This window comes from Porphyromonas sp. (assembly GCF_030529325.1).
Classification (GTDB): domain Bacteria; phylum Bacteroidota; class Bacteroidia; order Bacteroidales; family Porphyromonadaceae; genus Porphyromonas_A.
In genome coordinates this window covers 16,684-39,269 of record NZ_JAUMXC010000018.1, presented here as the reverse complement: position 1 = coordinate 39,269, position 22,586 = coordinate 16,684, and the positions used below count along the sequence as shown (strand labels likewise).

The following is a 22,586-nucleotide window of genomic DNA, read 5'->3' as shown; positions in this document are numbered from 1 at the left end:
GGAGAATTCGGGGAAGCGCAAAGGGGGACAATTAGGGATTTTATTGTTCGTTGCCATAGTCTACTGCCTTTTATAGCCCTCGTAATAGTAGGACTGCTCAATACCTTTGAATATCATCTCTCTATCGTCTACCCTATCGGTGAGCACTGGCTGTAGGAGCACTCTCAGCTCTAAGTCATTGATTGGGCTACGCTCCATAGCTTGTAGGTAGAGATCCTTATCTACCTGAGACCAATCAACTACTCGTCCAAGTCTATGCTTCAGGATCATATCCAGCCAAATGCGTGTAGCTCGCCCATTCCCCTCCATAAAGGGATGTGCGATATTCATCTCTACATATTTGGCAATAATCTGCTCAAATGTTTGTTCGGGCATCTGCTCGATAACTGGCAGAATAGCCTCGAGGTACATACAATTAGCAAATCGAAAAACTCCTTTGGCGATATTGAGTGTACGCAGTTTGCCTGCGAAGTCGTATAGCCCAGCGAATAGAGCGTGGTGTATCTGGCAAAGTCCCCGAAAGGTACCGACCTCGATTTGCTCGATTGCTCCCGAACGGAATAGTTCAAAGGCTCGCTCAAGGCTCAGAGCATCTATTTGGTTCGTTGTCATAGTCTTTTACTGAATTAGTCCGAGTTCGCGGAGGTAAACGTCGATTTGGCTATCGAGATCTCCTCGGCGAGCCTCAAGCTCTTTAATACGCCCCATGACGGCTTGGATGTCAATCTCTTCCTCTTCCTCGAAGGTGTCTACATAGCGAGGGATATTGAGGTTGTAGTTGTTGGTTTGTATTTCGTCGAGTGTTACACGGCGAGCATATTTGTCGATCTCACGGCGGTATTGGTAGGCATCGATAATTTTATCAATGTCGTTGGGTTCTCCATTCTGCCCCATACGCAGGCGGTTTTGCTTCTTATCCTTAGCAAAATTACGGCTTGCATCGATGAAGAGGACGTCGTCTGCCGTACGACATTTTTTGAGCACGATGATGCAGACAGGAATGCCTGTGGAGTAGAAAAGTTTGGAGGGCAACCCAATAATGGTATCTATGTATCCGTCCTCAAGTAACTTTTGGCGAATGGCACGCTCTGCCCCACCTCTAAATAGTACACCATGTGGCAAAATGATAGCCATTGTGCCATCCTTACTAAGGTAATGCAACCCGTGCAAGAGAAATGCAAAATCAGCTGCCGATTTTGGAGCTACACCATAGTTTTGGAAGCGGAAGTCTTGGGCTGTTTCTTCTTTCGGTGCCCATTTGAGGCTAAAGGGTGGATTAGCGACGATGGCATCGAACTCTACCTTGTTTGTAGGATTAGGATTATTCAGGAATGGCCATTCGTTGGTAAGCGAATCTCCATGAAAGATCTCGAACTCCGTGTCCTTGACTCCGTGCAGAATCATATTCATACGAGCTAGGTTGTATGTGGTCATATTCAGCTCTTGCCCGTAGATACGACCGATACGATCCCCCATCTGCTTGCGGACATTGAGCAAAAGTGAACCAGAGCCACAGGCAAAGTCGAGTACTCTCTTGATCCCCTCCTTCATGCCTCGATCGGGATTCTGTGCATCAAGCGACACGATACGAGAGAGAATGGTAGATATGGCCTGAGGAGTGTAGAATTCACCTGCTTTCTTGCCCGAGCCTGCGGCGAACTGCTCAATCAGGTATTCGTAAGCATCACCGAGAGTATCTACTTCGGACGAGAATCCTCCGATTCCCTCTGCTATCTTCTGTATGATGGTAGCGAGCTTGGTATTCTTTTGGCTGTAGGTCTTGCCAAGTTTCTCAGACGAGAGATTGACTTCTGAGAAAAGCCCAGAGAAAGTTCGCTCAAAAGATTCGTTTTCGATGTATCTAAATCCCTCGTTCAATATATTCAAGAGTTCCGAGCTCTGTGTGCGTGCCAACTCTGCGATATGGCTCCATAGGTACTCGGGCTTGATGACATAATGGATCTTGCGCCGCATCTGAGCCTCAAACTCCACAATATCTTCGCTATTGAGTGTATACCATCTCTGTAGAGCAGTCTCTCCTTGATTTAGATTTGTTTCATCTGGGTAGTCTCTGCCTAGTTCTCGGCGTGCCACCCCCTCGTAGTTGTCGGAGAGGTAGCGCAGGAAGAGAAAAGAGAGCATATAGTCACGGAAATCATCGGCATTCATCGTGCCACGTAGCTCATCTGCTATTGCCCATAGGGTCTTGCCTAGTACTGTCATACGTTATTTATTAAGCCTCAGAAGAAGCAAAAATTTCGGGGTTAAACTTATAATTCTTTATAAATGCAGTTAATATTTGCTTAAATAACTCTTTGTTGTCATCCAACATCTCAATAGGTTCGTACAAAGAGTAATTTCCATGAGTTAAGATGTTTATCATACGATTGTAGAGATTGGATTCATTTGAAATGTCTTCATTCTTGAAACACTCTTCAATATTGCTATATCCATGGAACGAAGCGGCTCTCTCAAGCACATTGCGCAGCATTGCAAAGTGATAGGTGTATAGTTCACCTGATTCAGAACGCTTCCACAACTCTTCCAACATTGCAACATGGAGAAATCGAGGGGTATCCCTTGTATAGCTGATACTGTAACATTCTTCTCCATCTTTTTTGAAGTGTAGGGTGCCAAGATCTTCCCTCTTCTTTACACTATCCTTGAAAACATTCCAAAGAGCGTTATAGAAGAGGGCATGGTGCGTTGAAATAACGACTTTTACCGATTCATCCCTAGATATCTCAGCTAGCAAAAGTGCTACCGCGACGGCATTGTTGTCATCCAAAGATGAGATGGGGTCATCAATGTAGATATATTTTACCCAAGAGTAGCCCTCATCCCCATCTAATACCAATTGTACAATGGCCAAGAAAAAACACCAAATAAAGATTGTTTCTTCTCCTCTTGAGATTTTAATATTATCTATAGTTCCCTGATTAGAGGCCTCTTCTATCTCTCCTTGAGGGTCCTCTTCTTCCTTAGGAATCAGATCTCTGGAAAAAGAGATACTTCCTTCGTCATAGTCTATCCGAAAGTCAATGTCAGAAAAACGACTCCAAAATCTTCTAATCTTATCTTCAAGTGCATACTCTTTGGCTCCACTAAGAAATGTTGAATACAGATTCATTTTAAGTACTCGATCTGAATCTCTGTCAAGATCGTTATCCCAAGAAAATAAATCTTCAGTAAAGGCGTTGAAGTATAGAGTATCTGACTGGCCTTCTATTTTTCCAAGGTTTTTGAACTCCATAGACAAACGTGTCTTTCCCACACCATTATAGGCATACAGGAGAAGGATTTTCTTTTTCGTTAACCTGTTCTTAAGCTCTTGGGCTAATTGCCTTAAATTATTGAATTGCTCCATAATCTAGACTTTATAAGCGGATAGACCTGCTATATGTTGCCCTTTGGCCAAGAGCGAGAATAGGGGCAGCAGATCTGCGACCAGTGCTTTCTCCTGCCGCACACGCTGCTTCCAGCCTAGGTCTTGCTCGTAGAATAGAGCTGAGAGCTGGTCGGCATCAAAGATCATACGATCTAGTACCGAAGATATCAAATCCGAGAGAGAGTCTAGAGCAACATTGTAGCGATGAGCAATCTCTTTGATACGGCTCTGGAGCTTATTGGTTTTAAATGCTTGATATTGCTCAGAGACTTCCTTGACCGTAAGGCCATTGACAACCTCTATGTGTTCGATATAGTCTAGAATATCCTCTTGCTCCTCAATCAGATTGCTATGCGAAGCGACGAGGCGCACAAGCTCCTCCTTGGTCAGTTTCTGCTGACTAGGTGACTGGGAGGTCAATCGAGCGATTAGCCCCATGATATAATCGTAGTCAATAATTGCCGAAGAGAATAACACAAACTCGAAATCTATTTCTTCTATATGAGCGTTTTGCATATCTACTGGCTGATCCTGTGTATAGCCCTTTTGATGGTTACGCAGGGTTTTAGCCGTCTCGAGATAGGCAGATCTAAAGCCATTGAGTCTCTCCGGAGGCATTAGCTTCTCGATCTTCTCTTGATCCTGAGGATCTATGTAGATATACTGGCTGAGCTGAGTATTGAGTTTCTGTACCTCTTTGAAGTAGTCCACAAACTCAGCCTTGGCTGTATCTCCAAGCAAATTATATACATTTTCTGGCTCAGCCTCTAGCCCCTTAGACTCCATAAAGCTTGAGAGTTTCTGGATAGCCATTTCATACTGTTCAACAACTTTATTTGCTGGCTCAACCAGCCAGATCTTGGGGTCTTGATCCTCGTCTCGAACTCCTGAGAAAAGTTGTACAGCATCATTAACGGCTGATTCCTGAAAACGGAAATCTAAGATCTTACCAAAGTTTTTAGTTTTGTTGAGCGTACGATTAGTACGAGAGAAAGCTTGTATAAGGCCGTGATATTTGAGATCCTTATCAACATAGAGGATACCTAGATATTTGGAGTCGAAGCCTGTGAGGAGCATATCTACGACGATCGTGATGTCGATCTTTTGCTCACGTGGATACTCCACCCATTTCTGATCTTTGATACGCTTCTGTACATCTTGGTAGTAGAGATCAAACTCTGCGAGACTGTGAGCACAACCATATTGGCTATTATAGTCCGAGATGATCTCTTGTAGTGCTTGCTTCTTACCCGAGGGATCGATCTGGTTGTCTAGCTTCTCTTGCTCCAGATCCTCTTGCATCTGTTCGACATCTTTATTGCTCTCGGCTGGAGGAGAGAAGACACAAGCGATATTGAGCGGGATAAATTCAGAGTTAGCAGCTTGACGGTCGGCTTGAAGCGTTTTGAATAGCCTATAATACTCAATGGCATCGTTGATACTACTCGTCGCGAGAATGGCATTGAAACAGCGAGAGAGCGAGATGGCGTCATGCTTAGAGAGAATTTCCTCTATAATCGCTCTTTTGGTCACCAGACTACGATCTCGCACATACTCACCATTGGAGCGGTAGTAATCTACATTGAAGCGCAATACATTTTCGTCCTCAATGGCATTGGTAATCGTGTAGGTATGCAGAGGCTTCTGGAAAATATCGTCAGTAGTGAGCTTGGAGGCTTCCTGCCCATCAATTTTGATCTGTACAGCATTCTCTTCAAAAATAGGTGTACCCGTAAACCCAAAGAGCTGAGCCTTGGGGAAGAAGGCTTTAATAGCTTTATGGTTATCACCAAATTGAGAGCGATGACATTCGTCAAAAATAAAGACTACACGCTTGTCTGATAGCGATCTAAGCCGTTCATAGTAGTTTTTCTTGTGCTTAGGGTCAAGAGCAATTCCGAGCTTCTGTATTGTAGTGACGATAACCTTGTCGGCATAATCGGTAGACTCAAGTCTCCGAACAAGCGTTTCTGTATTCGTATTCTCCTCTACGCAGCCTTGCTGAAACTTATTAAACTCATCTCGAGTCTGTCGGTCTAGATCCTTACGATCTACAACAAATAGACATTTCTCTATATCGGAGTTATCCTTAAGTAAGGTTGATGCCTTAAAAGAAGTAAGCGTCTTTCCCGAACCAGTAGTATGCCAGATATAGCCATTGCCACGGTTCTCCTCGATACATTTGATGATAGCCTGTACGGCATAGATCTGGTAGGGGCGCATGATCAAGAGTTTGCGTTCACTAGCCACCAAGACCATATACCTACTGATAAGCTCTCCAAGGGAGCACTTGGCAAGGAGTCTTGTCGCAAAGCTATGTAGGTGCCGTATTTTATGGTTAGCCTCATCTGCGAGATAATAGACTGGTAGGTATTGCTCTTTGGCATCGAAGAGAAACTCTTTCGGGTTATTGTTACTAAAATAGCATGTATCTCCTTCGTTACTCACAATAAAGAGCTGAATAAAGCAGAGCAATGTATTCAGATATCCGTTGCCCGTATCGTTTTTATAGTTAACAATCTGTTGCATGGCTACACGAGGCGAGATCTTGTGTGCCTTGAGCTCTATCTGCACCATCGGTAAGCCATTGATGAGAATAATCACGTCGTATCGGTGGTGGCTACTGTGTGTGTTGATGCGCAACTGATTAATAACTTCATAGTCATTCTTGCACCAATCCTTGATATTAACTAAAGTGTAATGAAGTGGTGTGCCGTCCTCTCTCAAGAAGAGGTTACGCTCTCGCAGTAAACGAGATGCATCATATACATCTGGCTTGGTAATCTCCGACAGAAGTCGCTCAAACTCTCGATCAGTCAATTTCACAGCATTGAGTTGCTCAAACTTGTGCCTAAAGTTGGCCTCTAAAGTTGCTCTATCCTTGATATCATGTCTATAAATATACTTCAAGCTCTCTAATCGTTTGATTAGGCGCTCTTCTATCGTTTGTTCTTCAGTTGTATACATAGCATGTAAATACTTACTATATTATATATCTCTATATTTTCTTGCTAGCACGACGGCGATTGATTAGGGAGAGGTCTTGCAGGCGACGACCGAGTTCGTCTGCACCCGCTAGGTGAAGTAAGTCATCCTCGAGTTGGAGGGCATAGAGCACTCGTGCGTAGATGCCTATCGCCACTGTTGGCGAACCTTTCTCGATGCGACCGACAGTTAAAGGCGAACAGGTCGCTCGCTCAGCAATCTGAGCGATGCTTAGATTACGACGCAGTCGGGCAAGCTTGATCTGCTCACCGACAATCTGCATTTTTTGCTCCAGTTTCCGAGGGAGTTTCGTTCCCATTGTATTCTTTGGCATACACTCAATCTATCATATGAGATGTAAATATACCGATTTATTCAATCTGATATATGCTTTGAGGCAATATTAGATTTGAGAGAATTTGAGGAGAATGAATTCGATGTATTGTCTCTGCATCTCCCTAGGAAGGAAGCTCTGGAGGATGCAGGTTTCCCATTCGGGGAGGATGTGTTGGAAGCGAGCGAAGATGTTGTCGCACACTTTATCATCCAGTCCAGAGGCTGTCATCGCTTCGAGGAAGTGTTGGCGAGTGAGTTTGCGCTTTTTGCCACAGAGGGTCAGTGCCAATTCTTCTGTATCCTCAGGAATAACAAGTGCTGTAGACAGCAGGTCATAGGCTGGAGTGAGTTGATATTCGTTCCCCACTGGAGCATAGAGCGAGTAATTCTTGAGGTGCATATCGGCATTACCTATCAGCCACGAAAAGAGTACCTGCTCCCAGTACTTGACAAGATCAAGTTTCGGCACAGAGCTATACTTGGAGATCAGCTTGGCTATCTGCTCGTGTGAGCCTTTGTATTTATACTCCGTTAAACGCTCTGACAACTGACACATATCTTCCATTGGGAGCTTTTCCCCTTGCCCTGTTCGGTCTATGCGACGAGTGATATAGCATAGTTCGCCATCGCTGAATCTCATCAGTCCATGAGGAACTGTCTCTATCTTGGCAATCTCAGCAAGGTGCATCGATACATCCTCCAGCTCGGGGAGATGCGGATAATGCTCTGTTTGAGGTTTAAGAATAAACCTTCCCCACAAGCCCACGATGGTAAATCGCTTTGGGGAATTGCTCATCTGCTCAAAGTCAAGAGATAGCTTGGGTTGTACTCCTGTCACTGTGGTCTGCGAACGAACAACCTCGTCAGCCAATGCTCGTATCTCACTACTTGTATAAGGTAATATCGGTGCTTGGTTTGTTCCAAACAATTTACGACAACACTTTGCATGGTAATCCACCTCTCCATCAACCAAAGGTTCGTAGCAGTATAGGCATCTATTCTTCATCTTCAGCCGTATTTAGAGGTTCAATACTTACCGCCCCAATACAGTCTCGGCAACAAGCCAACAATAACGCCATACGATCCCTTGCATCTATTTTCCAATTCTTTTGAGCTATATCTAAAAGCCATCCCTCTGGGATAAGTCCATCAAAGAATGGATGAAGAGCATTACTTTGGAAAGGCTCTTCTCGCAAAGGCATTGTTAGGCTTATACCTTGAGCTTCGGGCATAGTCAGATAGTTCTTGTCGTAAGCAAAGGAATAGCCCTCATCACTTTCTGTGAGAATCCCAGTCTTAAATGTCTTCCAATAAACAATAGCCTGCTTCATACATCATCTCCTACTCGTTTTATCGGCACGGGACCGCACTCTGAGCCAAAGAGTTCGAATACTTTATTGACTTTATCGATGCGAAGCGTAGTTTTCCCCTGCTCCAGTTCACGAACGAAACGTAGCCCCACTCCTGCTTTCTCAGAGAGGTCTACCTGTGTCAATTTATATTTCTTGCGCATCTCTTTCACGTACTGCGCTATGATTGTCTTCGCTACCATCTTATATCAATTACTTGAAGTCCCACGTTCTGAATATGTACATGAAACGCCCTTTTTATGTACACGTTCTACAAACATGTACACGAAATGCCTCTTTTGAGTATATATTCCAGGCATGTCATTGTGCACCGTACACTTCTTAAAGTCATTATATACCTTATCAGTGGCAAATATATGGAAAATAAATTTATTATACCCCTTTTCGGGGGTATTATTTCAGAGAAATAAGGAATTATATCCAATAGGGACTATTATAATATTTTCCCTGCATTATTTTGCCTTAATATGCTCCGAAATGGGTACTTTTGCAGTGAGCAAGCGTGCTAAGTACAAATGGGAGGTGTTGTAATCTATTGATTTATAGAGTGCAACACCCAAAAGAAGATTGAAAGACTGATAGCCAGGTCACGCGGCACAAGTATGTAAATCCTTATAAAACAGTGAGATAAAACTGTTTCCCCATTTATTTGAGGGGAATTTGTACCGATTAAAAGGTTAATCGCCTAATTGATAGAGAGGTAAATATATTGCATCGGCAAGCAATTCATTCCTAAAAAATGATGGAGGCTTTTGATATGGGGAGTTTGAAATAATGAGTCTCCATATAACATACCTTATAAGTGTAGCAACGAAAAGTTATGAGGGTTTCTCATTATAATTGAATAACTCATAGAAAAAAGCTACTTTTGTGGTAGTTTATAACAATACCACATGTGTAATCTATCCAACACTATGAATCTAAAGAATATATATATCCTCTCTGCCGTCCTCATAGGCTGTCTTTTATTTTCATCTTGCGATAAAAAGCGAATCTCCTATACAGACATGATAAAGAGGGAGAATCAGGAAATCTTATCCTTCTTTAAGGAAAAGAATATCAAGGTAATAGAAGACTTTCCTGAAGGATTAATAACTCCAGAAAACGTCTTTGTAAAAGCAAAGGAGGGTGTTTATATCAGGGTTATTACCACTGGAGATAAGGATAAGCCTATATCTGGAAAAACAAGGATTTCCTCACGATTCATGGCAAGAAGTTTGTCAGATCGCCAAAAATTTGAAGTTGATATAATATCACCACAGTCCGGAGGTACTCACCCACTCAGATTTATCTATCAGGAAAACACCGAGATACTCACTCCTGATCCACAGGCATCTGAAAATGAAAAATTAAATGAACGCATCTTGTGTTCGGCGATGCTCCACAGTCTTAAGTTTGTGGGAAATGGCTCTGCTATTCAGATGGTTACTTCTTTCAGAGAAGGTCCCCCATTCACCAGTGATCAAGGCATCCCTGTATATTTTGAACGTATTGAGTATCACTTTGTAAAGTAAAAGTAGCAATCATCATGAGCTTAATAAGTTCTATTTCTGGTATAAGGGGGACTATTGGCGGTGGCATTGATTCCGGACTAAATCCCATAAATATATCGGAGTTTACATCGGCTTTTGCCGCATATATCAAGAAAAGCTCCCCTATAGGTGCGGGGAAAGTGGTAGTTGGTCGGGATGCCCGAATGTCCGGAGATATCGTAAAAGGCATTGTCATTAGCAGTTTACGTGCTATGGGGCTGGATGTCATAGATCTCGACTATGCGACGACACCCACCACAGAGATGGCAGTAACTCATGAGGGGGCAGATGGAGGTATAATCATCACGGCAAGTCATAATCCCAAACAGTGGAATGCTCTTAAACTGCTAAATCATAAGGGAGAGTTTTTGGATGCAAAAGCGGGAGAGGAAATTCTTTCGATCAGCCAGTCAAAAGAATTTGAGTATGCCTCTGTCGATAAGCTGGGACAATATATCAAAAAAGATTTTGCACAAGAGCATATCGACGCAATCTTATCTCTTCCGGAAATAGATGTTCAAGCAATCAAAAACTCTAACATTTCTGTCGTTGTCGACTGCATCAACTCTGTAGGATCCGTGATTGTCCCAAAACTATTAGAAGCCTTGGGGGTAAACAAGATCAATTTGATTCACGGTGATCTTAGTGGAGATTTTGCTCACAATCCAGAACCTCTTCCTGAGCATCTAGAAGACTTATCCAATGCCGTTGTAAATAATAGAGCCAATGTGGGTTTTTCCGTAGATCCGGATGTTGACCGCCTCGCAATAGTATGTGAAGATGGATCAATGTTTGGAGAGGAAAATACTTTGGTTTGCATAGCAGACTATCTTCTGGAGCAGCATCCAGGAGCTACCACAGTCTCAAATCTTAGTTCTTCAAGAGCTTTAAGAGATGTTACTCAAGCTCACGGGGGACGATACTTTGCAGCACCTGTCGGAGAAGTTAATGTTGTACAAAAGATGAAAGAGGAGAACGCCCTCATAGGAGGGGAAGGCAACGGAGGTATCATACTGCCAGCCCTCCACTACGGACGGGATGCTCTCGTGGGAATAGCTCTCTATCTTACAATAATGGCACAGAAGCGCCTTGCCCCGACTCAGTTACTTGCTCGCCTCCCGAAGTATGCTATGGCGAAGAAAAAAGTGGAGCTGAGCCCATCTCTTGACATTGACAAGATACTGCTGACGATGCAAGATATCTATGCAGGCAATGAGATCACAACGATAGATGGAGTAAAGATAGACTTTCCCGACAAATGGGTACATCTCAGAAGAAGTAATACAGAACCCATAATAAGGGTTTATTCCGAGGCTCCCACCTCGAATGAAGCCGAAGAGATTGCGGAAGAGATAATTCAAAGAATAAAAGCAGAGTCTGTCACTAACAAATAATCACACTAGGTATTTATTATGGAAGCAAATCGCACACATCCGATTGTTGAAAGATTTCTAAGATATATCAGCATCGATACAAAATCTGACGAAACATCACAGACAGTTCCAAGTACAGCTATACAATTTGACCTTGCAAAAGTTCTCTTTGATGAGTTAAATGAACTTGGGCTCCAGGATATTTCACTAGACGAGAAATGCTACCTTATGGCAACTCTGCCCGCCAATACAGATGAACCTCGTCCGACCATTGGATTCATAGCACACATGGATACTGCTCCAGACATGAATGGAGCCAGAGACCCAAAGATCGTAGATTACAAGGGCGGTGATATTCTATTGTGCGAGCAAAATAACATAATCCTATCCCCGACTCTTTTCCCTGAATTAGAGCAATACAAAGGGCAAGAGATCATTGTGACCAACGGTCACACCCTTCTCGGTGCAGATGACAAAGCCGGAGTAGCATCGATCATGCAAGCCATAAAATATTTGGTTGATCACCCGGAAATAAAGCATGGGACTATCAAAGTGGGCTTTACCCCTGATGAAGAGATAGGAAGAGGTGCAGACTTCTTTGATGTGGAGAAATTCGGAGCAGAATTTGCATACACAATTGATGGTGGCCAAATTGGAGAATTGGAATTTGAAAACTTCAATGCTGCAGGAGCAAAACTATTGTTCAAAGGGCGAAATGTACACCCGGGTTATGCAAAAGATAAAATGGTCAATGCCATGCTTTTGGCAATGGAGTACAATAACTACCTACCTGCAGCAAGACCTGAAAATACAGAGGGCTACGAGGGATTTTATCACTTAGTCGGCATGACCGGCACAGTCGAAGAAGCACAACTTACTTATATCCTCAGAGATCATGACAGAGAGGCATTTGAACTCAAAAAGAGTTCTATCCAAACAACAGCAGATCGCATGAATGAAATCTATGGGATGGGAACTGTCTCTGTTGAACTCAAAGATCAATATTATAATATGCGAGAAATCGTGGAGCCTAAGATGTACATTGTAGATCATGCCTCCAAAGCAATGCTGTCCGTAGGAGTGACTCCTGACATTAAACCAATACGTGGAGGGACAGATGGTGCTCGTCTATCATTTATGGGGTTACCTTGTCCTAATATCTTTGCAGGTGGTCACAACTTTCATGGACGCTACGAATATCTCCCTATCCCATCTCTTGTCAAGGCGATGGAAGTGATATTGGCTATAGCAACTCTTCCTGTTGACAAAAAATAAAAAATAATCCAGTATAACCAACCAAAATTATAATTTAAAGCAAACTATGAAATCTACTCCATTTACTTCAATTCATGAGAAGTTAGGAGCTCGTATGGCACCATTTGCAGGGTATAATATGCCTATCGAATACTCCGGAATTATCCCAGAACATAACAATGTCATTGAAAATGTAGGAGTCTTTGATGTCTCTCACATGGGCGCAATCTATGTTAGAGGTGAAAAAGCACTTGAATATCTACAAGCCGTATGTAGCAACGATATCTCAAAAGTCAATGTAGGAAAAGCTCAATATAACTATATGCCTAACGATAAGGGAGGTATTGTGGATGACTTTATCCTTTATCATTTTGAGGGTGAATATATGCTTGCAGTCAATGCAGCCAATATAGAGAAGGACTTCGAATGGATGCTCAAGCATAAAATTGACGGAGTAGAGATCGAAAATAGATCTGAAAGAGTTTCAATCCTGGCAATTCAAGGGCCTAAGGCTAAAGCTACAATCCAAAAGCTTACAGATGTCAACTTGGATGAAGTTCCCTTCTATGCATACTCCCTTGGAAAAGTCGCTGGCATCGAAGCCATCATTTCCAATACGGGCTATACCGGAGCAGGTGGATTTGAGCTATACTTCATAGATCTTAAGGAGCCACAAATGGTATGGGATTCTCTTTTCAAAGCAGGTGAAGAGTATGGCATCCTTCCTACAGGACTTGGAGCTAGAGATACTCTACGCCTAGAAATGGGCTACTGCTTGTATGGTAATGATATAGATGAAACTACTAATCCTCTTGAAGCAGGTCTTGGTTGGGTTACCAAGCTTATTGATGGTAAACCTATCCCAAGTCGAGCTCTCCTTGAACAAACAAAGGCGGAAGGATTGAAACGAAGACTTGTTGGTTTTGAACTTCTTGACAAAGGGGTCGCTCGCCATGGCTATGAAATCACAGACGAGGCAGGCAAAGTTATAGGTATAGTTACTTCCGGTACAATGTCTCCATACCTCAAAAAGAGCATTGGTCTCGGCTATGTTCCCAAAAACTACACTACGGAAGACACAAAAATAGGCATTAAAGTGCGTAACAAAACCCTTTCTGCTCAGGTCATTAAGTTACCATTCCGTAAATAAGTCCGACTCATCTCTTACAAGTTTAGATATCTCAGAGGGTCATCAGTCTATACCAAAGATTGATGACCCTTTTTTGATAGATCAGAGGATGTCATTACACTTCTCATGGAGATTTAGTTGGCATCCTATTCAGAAGATTTAAATTCATCCTGATATACAAAATATTAGTAGGTATCTTTGATGTTGACACTGAATTAACATTTCATTAATGCTTATTCGATTTTAGTTATTATCTTTGCGACAAGGGGTTGTTTAATACAATATTCCCGTAAAACAAATGCCAAATATTTACCCTCAAAACATTTAAAACGAGTATGAACTTTTTGACTAACGAAAAACTAACAATCGTAGGAGCTGCGGGTATGATCGGCTCAAATATGGCTCAGACCGCTGCAATGATGCGCTTGACGCCAAATATCTGTCTATATGATCCATTTGCCAATGGGCTAGAAGGGGTAGCAGAGGAGCTACGTCACTGTTCATTTGAGGGAATTAACATTACATTTACTTCAGACATAAAGGAAGCTTTTGCCGGTGCTAAGTATATCGTATCTTCCGGAGGAGCTCCGCGTAAAGAGGGTATGACTCGAGAAGACCTCCTCAAGGGAAACGCTGAGATAGCTGCCCAACTTGGTAAGGATATCAAGGCTTACTGTCCGGATGTGAAGCACGTTGTCATCATCTTTAATCCTGCCGATATCACAGGGCTTGTAACTATGCTCTATGCTGGGATTGAACCTTCTCGACTTACAACACTTGCCGGTCTTGACTCGACTCGTTTGCAAAGTGAGCTTGCTAAGCATTTTGGAATACAGCAAAGTAAGGTTACCAACACACGTACCTACGGAGGGCATGGTGAACAGATGGCGGTATTTGCATCATCCGCAAAGATTGATGGGACTCCCCTAACCTCTCTCATAGGAACCGATAAACTTACACCTGAGGACTGGAATGCTCTCCGTGAAAGGGTTGTCAAAGGTGGTGCAAATATCATCAAACTCCGCGGACGTTCATCATTTCAGAGTCCGGCCTATGTATCCATCGAGATGATCAGAGCAGCCATGGGTGGCGAGCCTTTCCGTTGGCCATCAGGATGCTATGTATCGACAGGAGGTTTTAACCACATAATGATGGCTATGGAAAGTAGCATAACCAAGGATGGAGTATCTTATATAGACGTGAAAGGCACAGAGGAAGAAATGGCTGAGCTACAAAGCAGCTACAAGCACTTGTCAGACCTTCGTGATCAAGTTATTGCGATGGGAGTACTTCCTCCTGTAGATCAATGGCATACTATCAACCCTCACATCAAATAATCGAGAAAGCTCTTAGATAGAGATCCAAATATCCTAAGACTCCGATCGGTAACGTTCTCTAAAATCAAATCAGAGATAACGACTGATCGGAGTTTTTAGGTGATATAATATAGAAAACATATATTTTTCAATCTTAATCATACAGGAAGCAAAGGCTTATGAAAAAAGTTTTACTACCCGTTGTAGCGATAACATGCGCTGCAGTACTCTCGACAGCCTGTCAACAAAAGAAGACCACAGAGAGTAATAGAGTTGTAGTACCGGGCATCGATACTACAGCCATGGACAAGAGTGTCAATCCTAAAGCTGATTTTTACCGCTACGTGAATGGTGGATGGATGACCGCTAATCCCCTCAAAGATGAGTATGGTAGTTATGGTTCTTTCCACGTTTTGGCAGACTCTGCACAGAGTATTGCACGACATATCATAGAGCATCTTGATGGCTCTGTGGCAGGATCGGATGAAGCGAAAGCTAAGACTCTCTACACACTTGCGATGAATGAGAAAAAACTCAATGAAGACGGAGCCTCTCCTATCAAACCTGAACTCGATCGCATAGATGCAATCAATGAGTATGCTGACTTGGTTAACTTCTTGGCAGAAAATGCGAACAATGGGACACAGTATCTCTTCCACACTTATGTTGGAGTAGATAACGATAATAGTACCAAACATATCCTCAACCTGGTACAACCCTCGCTCATCATGGGAGATCAAGATTACTACCAGAATAAACCCGAGTACAAGCCTTTCCAAGATGGTTATCTTACTTATATAGCTAAGCTATTGACTCTGGCAGGCACAGAAGAGGCAGAAGCAAGTAAAATAGCACAGAATGTCTATAACACAGAAAAAAGGCTTTGTGATATCCTCTATACAAAGGTACAACTCAGAGAATCTGAGCTCAATTGGAACAAGATGGATAGGGCTACATTCTTTGGTGCATATACATTCCCATGGGGAACTTACTTCAACCAACGTAAAGGGTTAGAGGCATTTGAACACATAAATGTTGCACAAAAGGACTACTTCAAGAAATTTGACACCTTTATCAAAGACTCCTCTATATCAGATCTTAAAGAATACTTCAAGGTCATCACTCTTCACCACGCAGCAGATTACTTAAGTAGTGACTTTAGAGTGACAGCTTTTGAGTTTAACGGAAAGCTTCTTAGCGGCCTTATGGAGATGCAGCCTCGTTGGAAAGATGCTGTAGACCTCGTTGATGGGACCTTTGGTGAAGTTGTTGGTAAAATATATGTGAAAGAGCACTTCCCTGCTGCAGCTAAAGAGCGTATGTCAACTCTTGTTGAAAACCTGAAGATTGCCCTATCCGAACGCATCGCCTCTCTCACGTGGATGTCTGATGAGACGAAGAAAAATGCTCAGGAGAAACTTGCAGCATTCAGAGTAAAAATTGGATATCCTGATAAGTGGGAAGGATACGAAGCTCTCGAGGTTGATGACTCTTCTCTCTACGCATTCCTCTCCAAGGTCGGCAAATATGAAACAGAGAAGAATATTGCTGACCTCAACAAACCTGTGGATTTGGATAAGTGGTATATGAATCCTCATACTGTCAATGCTTACTACAATCCGACTACAAATGAGATATGTTTCCCTGCCGGCATACTTCAGCCTCCTTTCTTCAATCTTGATGCTGATGATCCTGTGAACTATGGTGCTATTGGTGTTGTAATAGGCCACGAGATGACTCATGGATTTGATGATCAGGGTCGTAAATATGATAAGGATGGAAATATGGTCAACTGGTGGACAGAGGAAGATGCAACAAAGTTCAAAGCATCAGCATCGAAACTCGTTGATCAATTTAACCAAATCATTGTTGTTGACGATGTACACGCCGATGGTGAAAATACTCTTGGCGAAAACATTGCAGATCAAGGTGGACTCATCGTGTCATTCGGGGCGATGAAAAAAGCAATGGGTGATGCACCAAGAGATCTTATTGATGGTATGACTCCGGAACAAAGATTCTTCGTTGCATACGCGAGAGTATGGGGGCAAAACATCCGTAAGGAAACGATCTTGCGTCTCACAAAGGTTGATGTTCATAGCTTGGGCGAATGGCGTGTCAATCAAGCACTTCGCAACATACCTGCATTCTACGAAGCATTTGACATCAAGGAAGGTGATCCTATGTACTTGGCACCTGAAGACAGAGTCCTAGTGTGGTAATACCTTTTGAATAAATAACAAAAAAGTAAAACGGCATCATGCAAATGATGTCGCTTTACTTTTTTATTAATCCAATATAAATTCCTACATGAGACGATATACCTGATACTGTCCTAAAAAAGTGTGTAAACCCCGTTAGTCCTTAACTTTGGGATAAGAAAAAATAAAACTAAGAACAATGGAGCTTACACAATCACAAAAGTCGGCATTTATTTCTGAAATGCTATCATCAGAGACAGGTATTAACGAGCTTATCCGTGTATTATCGGAGTTATAAGCGCACATTGCGCATGCGTGGGACTTCTTCCCTCGGCTTATGCCGTCGTCTTTCTCTTGGGATCTGTAGCCCGAGATATGACCGAAAGGACTTACGCAAGGAGGTTACCCTGTCGGTGAAAAGCAAAAAGCCTCCATGTCGCTCTTTTTTACTAAATTTGTGCGCAGTAAGCCAGCAGTCTGGTACTATCAAAAAAATAAACATCGATAACAATAACTATATTTAATTTGTAGACAAGATATGTTTGACAATCTTTCGGAAAGGTTAGAACGCTCATTTAAGATACTAAAAGGTGAAGGTCAAATCACAGACATTAATGTGGCTGAGACCGTACGTGATGTAAGAAAAGCTCTCCTTGAAGCTGACGTGAACTACAAAGTGGCCAAACAGTTTACAGATACTGTGCGTGAAAAGGCTATGGGCCAGCATGTCCTTACAGCAATCAAGCCAGGTGAGCTCCTCGTAAAGATCGTACATGACGAACTCACAACCCTTATGGGAGGGAGTGCTGTAGAGCTATTTCTCAAGGGATCTCCAAACATCATCTTGATGTCCGGACTTCAGGGGTCGGGAAAGACGACATTTACAGGCAAGCTTGGTAATTTTTTGAGAAATAAGAAGGGGCTCAAGCCTTTGCTTGTCGCTTGCGACGTTTACCGTCCAGCCGCAATCGAACAGCTTCGTGTCCTTGGAGAACAGCTCAATCTACCTGTATATACAGAGCTAAATAGTAAAGATCCTATAGCTATTGCCCAGAACGCTATTGCTCAGGCTAAAAGAGATAATAATGATACCATCATCATCGATACCGCCGGTCGTCTTGCAGTCGACGAAGTAATGATGGACGAAATCAGCCACATCAAAGCAGCTATCCAACCCACAGAAATCCTATTTGTGGTGGATTCGATGACCGGTCAGGACGCTGTTAATACGGCCAAGGAATTTAATGATCGCCTAAACTTTGATGGAGTAGTCCTTACAAAGTTGGATGGTGACACACGCGGTGGTGCAGCACTCTCCATACGTACAGTTGTGGATAAGCCTATCAAATTCATCGGAACCGGAGAGAAACCCGAAGCTCTTGATGTCTTCCACCCTAATCGTATGGCCGATCGTATCCTTGGCATGGGAGACGTGGTCTCTTTAGTTGAACGTGCACAAGATCAATATGATGAGGAACAGGCTCGCAAACTTCAGAAAAAGATTGCAAAAAACCAGTTTGACTTTAATGATTTCTTGGATCAGATCAATCAGATCAAAAAGATGGGAAACATTAAAGACCTCATGGCTATGATCCCAGGAGTAGGAAAAGCGATCAAGGATCTAGATATAGATGATGATGCATTCAAAGGAATAGAAGCAATCATCTTCTCGATGACACCCGAAGAGAGAGCTAACCCTACGCTCATCAATGGCTCTCGTCGCAAACGTATAGCCGATGGTAGCGGGACAAAAGTCCAAGATGTCAACCAACTCCTCAAACAGTTTGAACAAACACGTAAGGTGATGAGACTAATGAGCGGAGGAGGCATGAAAAACCTGGCAAAGAATTTCAGACGTTAAAAACTTTTTAATGGATATTGGTGTTTTATCATCGAATAGTTAATAATCTCCCCAAAGAATACCATATACTATGGAACTGACGAATAATACTTACCAACTACTTGACGGAAAAAAAACATCCAATGAACTGAAGCAAGAAATAACTGAAGAAGTAAAGGAGATCATCAGCCTCGGACATAAAGCCCCTCACTTGGCAGCGATACTAGTAGGTCATGATGGAGGAAGCGAGACTTATGTGGCGTCAAAGATGAAGACCTGTGAAGAATTGGGATTCAAGTCGACACTCGTACGGTATGAAGCTAACGTAACCGAAGAGAAACTTTTAGCTGAAATACACAAGATGAATGAAGATGAAGATCTAGATGGATTTATAATCCAGCTACCTCTACCAAACCATATAGATGAACAAAAGATCATCGAAGCTGTCGATCCAAGAAAAGACGTTGATGGGTTTCATCCAATAAATGTGGGAAAAACCAGTATAGGTCTGCCGTCTTTTGTATCTGCAACTCCCGCTGGAATACTAGAGTTGTTGAAGAGATATAAAATCGAGACTAAGGGCAAAAGATGTGTGATCCTAGGCCGTAGCAATATTGTAGGTAAGCCAATGGCACAACTTATGATGCTCAAGCAATATCCGGGAGATGCCACAGTAACGGTTTGCCACAGTAGTACCCAAAATATCAAGGATATTACTCGTGAAGCAGACATCATCATAGCCGCTATGGGCTCTCCAAAATTTGTAACAGAAGATATGGTAAAGCAAGGGGTTGTGATAGTTGATGTGGGAACCACTCGAGTTAAGGATGATACAGTAAAGAGTGGATTTAAACTCACAGGAGACGTTGATTTTGAACAAGTTGCACCTAAATGTTCTTATATCACTCCCGTACCGGGAGGCGTAGGACCAATGACTATAATATCTTTGATGAGAAATACATTAATCTCTGCAAGGCAAAGACGGGGATTATCAGCAAAGCATTAACCGACCAAAAGTGAAGAAGCGAGAAGTCTTAATACAGAAAATACTGAATTAATCTTCTCGCTTTCTGCATATTATTAAAAAGATATAGTTTACCGAACTACTCAAATTTGATCAAGAATTATGAAAATACATAAAGCCATACAGGTCAAGACTATATTGCTGTACATCATAACAGCCACGATTATCACTTTATTTTATCCAAGCAAGGTGAAATTTAAGTATGAGTACTCGGTAGGACGACCATGGCACTACGAGTTATTAACAGCTCCTTTTGATTTTCAGATATTAAAAACTCCATCGCAACTACAAATAGAAAAAGATAGTGCGACAAGAAGTATGATCCCATACTTCACCTTTGACGAATCTGTTTATGAGAAACAGAAAAAGAAACTTGCTCAAAGTACTTCTAAAGAATCCCAAATCTTAAGGGGGGAATATACAAGACATCTCCTACAAACTCTTGAAGTGGTCTATGCAAGAGGGGTTGTAAGCTCTAAAGATTATCAAACGATACAAGCGTCAGCCAATGGGGAATGTTTCATAATGAATGACAGAAATAAAATAGCACGAAAGGTAATATATGAGGAACTATATACCATAACATCTGCCTATGAATATGTCATCAACAGTGTCCCTCGAGGGCTGAATAAAGATGTTATCAGGAGCGCCAATATCAATGAATACATAGAAGCAAACCTCTTGCTTGATGAACTTACAACAGAGAAAGTTCTGAGAACAAAGTTGGCCGGAATATCCCCCGTCATGGGGAGTGTTCAAGCTGGAGAACGTATCGTGAATAAAGGAGATGTGGTGACAGACCAGATATTTCAAGAGCTAGAGTCATTAAAGAAAGAATATGAAAGTAAGCTTGGAACAACAAGAGAAAGATTTATGGTTAGGATTGGTCAATTTCTGCTAACTCTTATCATATTATCATCTCTCTTTTTCTTTCTACTATCATTCAGAGTAGAAGTCATCTCCCAGATAAAAAACACCTTCTTTTTTCTTGGGGTCATCTTATGGTATGCTCTGTTGACAGAGTTATCCGTTTCGTCAGGAATAGTCAATATATATATCATACCATATGCTATGGTGCCTATTTTAGTGCGCGTCTTCATTGACTCAAGAACAGCATTCGTAGTACACATGATCAGTATATTGATAGCATCCTTGATGGCTCCGTTCCAGATGGAATTTATTCTACTACAATTCATAGCGGGCATGGTTGCAATCGTCACATTGAAGAATTTATCACAACGCTCGGATTTGATACGTTGCACCTTCATGGTCCTTGTTGCAATGTTAGTTACATATGTCGCATTTTCATTGTTCCAAGATGGTAACTTTAGGGGCATTTCATTGGCTACAATATTAAACCTTGCCATAAATTTTATATTCCTGATGTTTACTTATGTCTTGGTTTACCTATTTGAACGGCTATTCGGGTATGTATCAAACATCAGTCTAGTGGAACTTTCAGACATCAATAGTCCCCTATTGAGGGAACTTTCAGAAGTTACTCCAGGAACTTTCCAGCACTCTCTCCAAGTATCTATACTAGCTTCAGAAGCCGCTTCTAAAATCAATGCAGATGTGCGTCTCGTAAGAGCCGGTGCTCTGTATCATGATATCGGAAAAATGAAGAATCCGACCTACTTCACGGAAAACCAAGGGTTGGAGAATCCGCATGACAAGCTCCCTTATGATGAAAGTGCAAAAATGATCATCAGGCATGTTACTGATGGCGTGGAGATGGCAGAACGTGCAGGACTCCCCAAAGTTATTATTGACTTTATCCGCACACACCATGGACTTGGGCGAGTTAAGTACTTCTACACCAAATTTGTCAATGAAAACCCTGATGTTATTGTAGATGAAAGCATATTCAGATATCCAGGGCCTAATCCATTTACAAAGGAAACCGGAATACTTATGCTTGCTGATGCTGTAGAGGCTTCATCGCGCAGTCTAAAAGATCTTACAGAGCAAAAAATTTCGACCCATATTCACAAAATAGTAGACTCTATAGTGGATGAGGGGTTACTAAAATCATGTCCTCTCACATTTAGGGATGTTGAGATTATAAAAACAGTCTTTCTTGAAAAACTCAAAACAATGTATCACTCTCGCATATCCTATCCCGAACTAAAAAGAAGACCCAATCACGGCGGGAATGAGCCTGAGGTAAACAACAATATTACACAACCAAGAGAGGGAGAAAAATCACAGAAGCGATCTGAATGAATTATGCCTAATAGAAACAGAGTTTTAGTCTCTGATCACTTGTCAGATGAAGAGTTGCTCCTGTGCCTGAAAGATTCCATGACCTCAGAAAGTGCTTTCAGTGTTCTTGTAGATAGATACTCAAGACCTCTGTACGTCATCATAAGGCGCATTGTCTTATCTCATGAAAATGCAGATGATGTGCTACAAAATACCTTGATCAAGATATGGAAAAATATACCTCAATTTAGAGGAGCCTCAAAGTTATCTACATGGATGTACAGCATAGCAACAAATGAGGCTATCACTTATCTCAGACAAGAGCAAAAGAACAAGAAGCGATCAATAGCAACAGAGAATTCCGACCTGACTCAGTCCTTAGCTAGTGACCCTTATTTTGATGGAGATCGTGCAGAAGCAGCTTTTTTGTCAGCGATAGACAAATTACCTGAAAAACAAAAGATCACATTTCAAATGCGATATTTTGAGGAACTTTCATATCGAGAAATAGCAGAAATAACAGGAACAAGTATAGGGGCATTAAAGGCAAATTATCATCATGCCCTGAATAAACTCCAACAATATTTGAAAATAGACAGCATAGTAGATTAAACCTTTCAAGCATTCGCTTCG

General features: G+C 42.1%; 18 protein-coding genes. 10 read left to right on the top strand and 8 right to left on the bottom strand.

Going from position 1 to position 22,586, the window contains the following annotated elements; genetic code table 11:
* Nucleotides 1–60: 60 nt before the first annotated feature.
* The 8 genes from fic to Q4A14_RS04455 form a co-directional block, all read right to left on the bottom strand.
* Nucleotides 61–612: a protein adenylyltransferase Fic gene (fic, locus tag Q4A14_RS04490; protein ID WP_303170250.1), complete on the bottom strand. Its 552-nt coding sequence runs from the start codon at nucleotides 610–612 to the stop codon at nucleotides 61–63.
* A gap of 6 nt (nucleotides 613–618) precedes the next feature.
* Entirely contained in the window at nucleotides 619–2,223 is a 1,605-nt protein-coding gene (locus tag Q4A14_RS04485; protein WP_303170248.1) for a type I restriction-modification system subunit M, read from the bottom strand.
* A gap of 10 nt (nucleotides 2,224–2,233) precedes the next feature.
* Complete coding sequence (locus Q4A14_RS04480) at nucleotides 2,234–3,367, bottom strand: AAA family ATPase (RefSeq protein WP_303170247.1); 1,134 nt, start codon at nucleotides 3,365–3,367, stop codon at nucleotides 2,234–2,236.
* A gap of 3 nt (nucleotides 3,368–3,370) precedes the next feature.
* The gene (locus Q4A14_RS04475; RefSeq protein ID WP_303170245.1) at nucleotides 3,371–6,355 is read right to left on the bottom strand and encodes a type I restriction endonuclease subunit R; all 2,985 of its coding nucleotides are present in this window, start codon (nucleotides 6,353–6,355) and stop codon (nucleotides 3,371–3,373) included.
* Between the two features lie 31 nt (nucleotides 6,356–6,386).
* On the bottom strand, nucleotides 6,387–6,707 hold the full coding sequence (locus Q4A14_RS04470; RefSeq protein WP_303170239.1) for a helix-turn-helix domain-containing protein: 321 nt from the start codon (nucleotides 6,705–6,707) through the stop codon (nucleotides 6,387–6,389).
* Between the two features lie 69 nt (nucleotides 6,708–6,776).
* Nucleotides 6,777–7,715 carry a HipA domain-containing protein gene (locus Q4A14_RS04465; protein WP_303170237.1) on the bottom strand — a complete coding sequence of 313 codons (939 nt, stop codon included), beginning with the start codon at nucleotides 7,713–7,715 and terminating at the stop codon, nucleotides 6,777–6,779.
* Nucleotides 7,705–8,040: a HipA N-terminal domain-containing protein gene (locus Q4A14_RS04460; RefSeq protein WP_303170236.1), complete on the bottom strand. Its 336-nt coding sequence runs from the start codon at nucleotides 8,038–8,040 to the stop codon at nucleotides 7,705–7,707. Before Q4A14_RS04460 ends, Q4A14_RS04465 begins: the two co-directional genes overlap by 11 nt.
* Nucleotides 8,037–8,261 (bottom strand): helix-turn-helix transcriptional regulator, encoded by a 225-nt coding sequence (locus tag Q4A14_RS04455; protein WP_303170234.1) that lies wholly within the window; start codon nucleotides 8,259–8,261, stop codon nucleotides 8,037–8,039. Before Q4A14_RS04455 ends, Q4A14_RS04460 begins: the two co-directional genes overlap by 4 nt.
* Nucleotides 8,262–8,993: 732 nt before the next feature.
* Here Q4A14_RS04455 and Q4A14_RS04450 point away from each other — a divergent pair.
* The 10 genes from Q4A14_RS04450 (at nucleotide 8,994) to Q4A14_RS04405 (ending at nucleotide 22,565) form a co-directional block, all read left to right on the top strand.
* Entirely contained in the window at nucleotides 8,994–9,593 is a 600-nt protein-coding gene (locus Q4A14_RS04450) for a DUF4827 family protein (protein ID WP_303170232.1), read from the top strand.
* Between the two features lie 14 nt (nucleotides 9,594–9,607).
* Nucleotides 9,608–11,005 (top strand): phosphoglucosamine mutase, encoded by a 1,398-nt coding sequence (gene glmM, locus Q4A14_RS04445; RefSeq protein ID WP_303170230.1) that lies wholly within the window; start codon nucleotides 9,608–9,610, stop codon nucleotides 11,003–11,005.
* A gap of 18 nt (nucleotides 11,006–11,023) precedes the next feature.
* Nucleotides 11,024–12,259: a peptidase T gene (gene pepT / locus Q4A14_RS04440; protein ID WP_303170229.1), complete on the top strand. Its 1,236-nt coding sequence runs from the start codon at nucleotides 11,024–11,026 to the stop codon at nucleotides 12,257–12,259.
* Between the two features lie 46 nt (nucleotides 12,260–12,305).
* Entirely contained in the window at nucleotides 12,306–13,388 is a 1,083-nt protein-coding gene (gene gcvT, locus Q4A14_RS04435; RefSeq protein WP_303170228.1) for a glycine cleavage system aminomethyltransferase GcvT, read from the top strand.
* A gap of 314 nt (nucleotides 13,389–13,702) precedes the next feature.
* The gene (locus Q4A14_RS04430; RefSeq protein ID WP_303170227.1) at nucleotides 13,703–14,704 is read left to right on the top strand and encodes a malate dehydrogenase; all 1,002 of its coding nucleotides are present in this window, start codon (nucleotides 13,703–13,705) and stop codon (nucleotides 14,702–14,704) included.
* Between the two features lie 158 nt (nucleotides 14,705–14,862).
* Complete coding sequence (locus Q4A14_RS04425) at nucleotides 14,863–16,905, top strand: M13 family metallopeptidase (protein ID WP_303170225.1); 2,043 nt, start codon at nucleotides 14,863–14,865, stop codon at nucleotides 16,903–16,905.
* A gap of 517 nt (nucleotides 16,906–17,422) precedes the next feature.
* The gene (ffh, locus tag Q4A14_RS04420) at nucleotides 17,423–18,745 is read left to right on the top strand and encodes a signal recognition particle protein (protein WP_303170224.1); all 1,323 of its coding nucleotides are present in this window, start codon (nucleotides 17,423–17,425) and stop codon (nucleotides 18,743–18,745) included.
* 70 nt (nucleotides 18,746–18,815) lie between these two features.
* Complete coding sequence (gene folD / locus Q4A14_RS04415; protein ID WP_303170222.1) at nucleotides 18,816–19,730, top strand: bifunctional methylenetetrahydrofolate dehydrogenase/methenyltetrahydrofolate cyclohydrolase FolD; 915 nt, start codon at nucleotides 18,816–18,818, stop codon at nucleotides 19,728–19,730.
* Nucleotides 19,731–19,850: 120 nt separating this feature from the next.
* Nucleotides 19,851–21,974, top strand: coding sequence for an HD family phosphohydrolase (locus Q4A14_RS04410; RefSeq protein ID WP_303170220.1), 2,124 nt, complete (start codon nucleotides 19,851–19,853; stop codon nucleotides 21,972–21,974).
* Between the two features lie 39 nt (nucleotides 21,975–22,013).
* On the top strand, nucleotides 22,014–22,565 hold the full coding sequence (locus Q4A14_RS04405) for an RNA polymerase sigma factor (RefSeq protein WP_303170218.1): 552 nt from the start codon (nucleotides 22,014–22,016) through the stop codon (nucleotides 22,563–22,565).
* Nucleotides 22,566–22,586: the final 21 nt, after the last annotated feature.